The sequence below is a fragment of the Paraburkholderia sp. RL18-085-BIA-A genome (genome assembly GCF_046027075.1).
Classification (GTDB): domain Bacteria; phylum Pseudomonadota; class Gammaproteobacteria; order Burkholderiales; family Burkholderiaceae; genus Paraburkholderia.
Genome location: NZ_JARESU010000384.1, coordinates 1 through 1,752, shown reverse-complemented (window position 1 = coordinate 1,752; position 1,752 = coordinate 1). Strand labels below are relative to the sequence as shown.

The 1,752-nt window shown below is 57.6% G+C and carries 4 protein-coding genes; 3 read left to right on the top strand and 1 reads right to left on the bottom strand.

Translation table 11 applies throughout. The annotated features are described in order from the left end of the window. Positions 1-288: transposase (locus P0D89_RS52625; RefSeq protein ID WP_408379567.1), on the bottom strand; the 288-nt coding region annotated here is incomplete at its 3' end. Between the two features lie 72 nt (positions 289-360). Between P0D89_RS52625 and P0D89_RS52620 the strand changes: the two genes are divergently transcribed. The 3 genes from P0D89_RS52620 to P0D89_RS52610 all read left to right on the top strand — a co-directional run bounded on the left by P0D89_RS52620 (position 361) and on the right by P0D89_RS52610 (position 1,571). After that, complete coding sequence (locus P0D89_RS52620; protein ID WP_408367680.1) at positions 361-645, top strand: type II toxin-antitoxin system Phd/YefM family antitoxin; 285 nt, start codon at positions 361-363, stop codon at positions 643-645. Then, positions 645-863 carry a hypothetical protein gene (locus P0D89_RS52615; RefSeq protein ID WP_408367682.1) on the top strand — a complete coding sequence of 73 codons (219 nt, stop codon included), beginning with the start codon at positions 645-647 and terminating at the stop codon, positions 861-863. Before P0D89_RS52620 ends, P0D89_RS52615 begins: the two co-directional genes overlap by 1 nt. Positions 864-1,301: 438 nt before the next feature. After that, positions 1,302-1,571: a DUF1488 family protein gene (locus P0D89_RS52610; protein WP_408367684.1), complete on the top strand. Its 270-nt coding sequence runs from the start codon at positions 1,302-1,304 to the stop codon at positions 1,569-1,571. Positions 1,572-1,752 lie beyond the last annotated feature (181 nt).

Sequence of the window (1,752 nt, the reverse complement as noted above, 5' to 3'; positions counted from 1 at the left end):
GTATTGCCACTCGCCCCTGACCTTCACATAAGTCTCCTCCATCCTCCAGCTCTTGCCGACTGCGCGCTTGCACCTGCGAAAGGCTTTCTCGAGAACGGGCAGAAGCTTGATGGCCCAGCGATGAACCGTCGAATGGTCTACGGCGACTCCGCGTTCAGCCATCATCTCTTCCAGGTTGCGCAGGCTCAGCGGATAGGCAACGTACCAACGCACGCACACCAGCATCACATCGAGCGGATAGTGCAACCGCTTCAGCACTTTGGCGACCGCCGGATTCAGAGCCTTCATTGTCCTTCATTTCATTCTTGAAAGGTCCGCAGCATACCACCTGCCTCCGCTAATGCGACGAAACCTCACCCAATGCGGCTGGCAGACCACGTAAAGCCAATCAGCTTCCTGAAAAGCGACGCAGCGCAGATCGTCAAGGATCTGACGGCTTCCGGCGAGCCGCTGCTCATCACGCAGAATGGGGAAGCCAGGCTTGTCGTTCAGGATGTGCAAAGCTACGAGGACACGCAGCAAACGCTGGCTTTGCTCAAGATACTGGCCTTAGGTCAGAAGGACATCGAACAGGGGAAATTCAAGGATGCAGAGGAGTTTCTCGCCGAGCTCGATGACCTTGACCGGAAGGAACAAATCGGCTGATGGCGCAGACGAAGTTCAAGCTACTGATCCTCGAAGAGGCGCAAGAGGATACGAAGGATCTGCGTCGGTTCATCCTCAGGAGCTTCGGCGCCGAGACATGGAAGCAAACGTCCAAGCAGCTTGCCGGCACGTTTGGAGACCTCAGGCGGTTCCCGCAAAGTGGTTACGTTCCCGCGGAGCTTTCGGATTTTGGCGGTCTGAATTTCGGGAAACGCTGAGCGGTCAGAAACGGGTCATCTATGAGGTGCGCGGCGACACGATTTACATTCACGTCGTCACCGATACACGCTGCGATTTACGCACGCTCCAGCAGAAGCGACCCTTGCGTTCGCGGTGATCAGCACAGTTTTGGCTGCCTCTTCAAGGCGCCACGCCGGGCTGCTCGCCCGGGACCGGCCACACGGCGTCTCCCGAGAAAGCCCACCATCATGAGGAGTGTCAACTCGTGACACGCAACTAACCGTCAACGCGAACCCAATGCACCACAAAACAAAACCCGCTTGCAACAAACGCCCCGACGATCCTGGTCCACAGACGCCAGACGTGACTGAATCGTTACGTCGTGGTCCACCGCGCTGTTTGGAACATCTGGTAGATTTACCGTTCCGCGGCGCAGTACAGAACAAAGACCGCGAATGATATCGTCGAGGTAGCTCATGGAAGTTCTTGATCGCGCGCCCGCCGTCTCGCCGGACGGACGCGCCGTGGTTTTCATGCTGTCGGCCCGCGGCCGCGGCGTCGAAGGCGCGGTTGCGCGTGTCGCACTCGAAGAACATTTCTGGCTCCCGCCTGACGCCGACGCGGCACGCACACTCAAGGCATTTGAAAACGGTCGCAACCGCATCGTCGCGGTCGCACAAAGAAAGTTACTTGCGCGGCCGGACGAGCGATTGTCGCTAACGGTCAACGACTTCGTGGCCCGATAAACGGTCGCTGGCCGGCGGTGATTTTCGCGTCGAAGATAGCGTTGAACTGGCATTAAAAATGCACGGTCGTTCTTTGTCTCTGCCAAGTTCAAATGTCGGGGTCTGCGCTAAATTGAAATGTCGGGTTTTACGGTGCTTTTTCTTATGTTTTTGGGGTGGGCGGCGCAGCCGCCCACCCCCC

Excerpts from the sequence above, each read along its gene's own strand:
- P0D89_RS52620 (WP_408367680.1), top strand. The coding sequence starts at position 361 with ATGCGGCTGGCAGACCACGTAAAGCCAATCAGCTTCCTGAAAAGCGAC.
- P0D89_RS52615 (WP_408367682.1), top strand. The coding sequence starts at position 645 with ATGGCGCAGACGAAGTTCAAGCTACTGATCCTCGAAGAGGCGCAAGAG.
- P0D89_RS52610 (WP_408367684.1), top strand. The coding sequence starts at position 1,302 with ATGGAAGTTCTTGATCGCGCGCCCGCCGTCTCGCCGGACGGACGCGCC.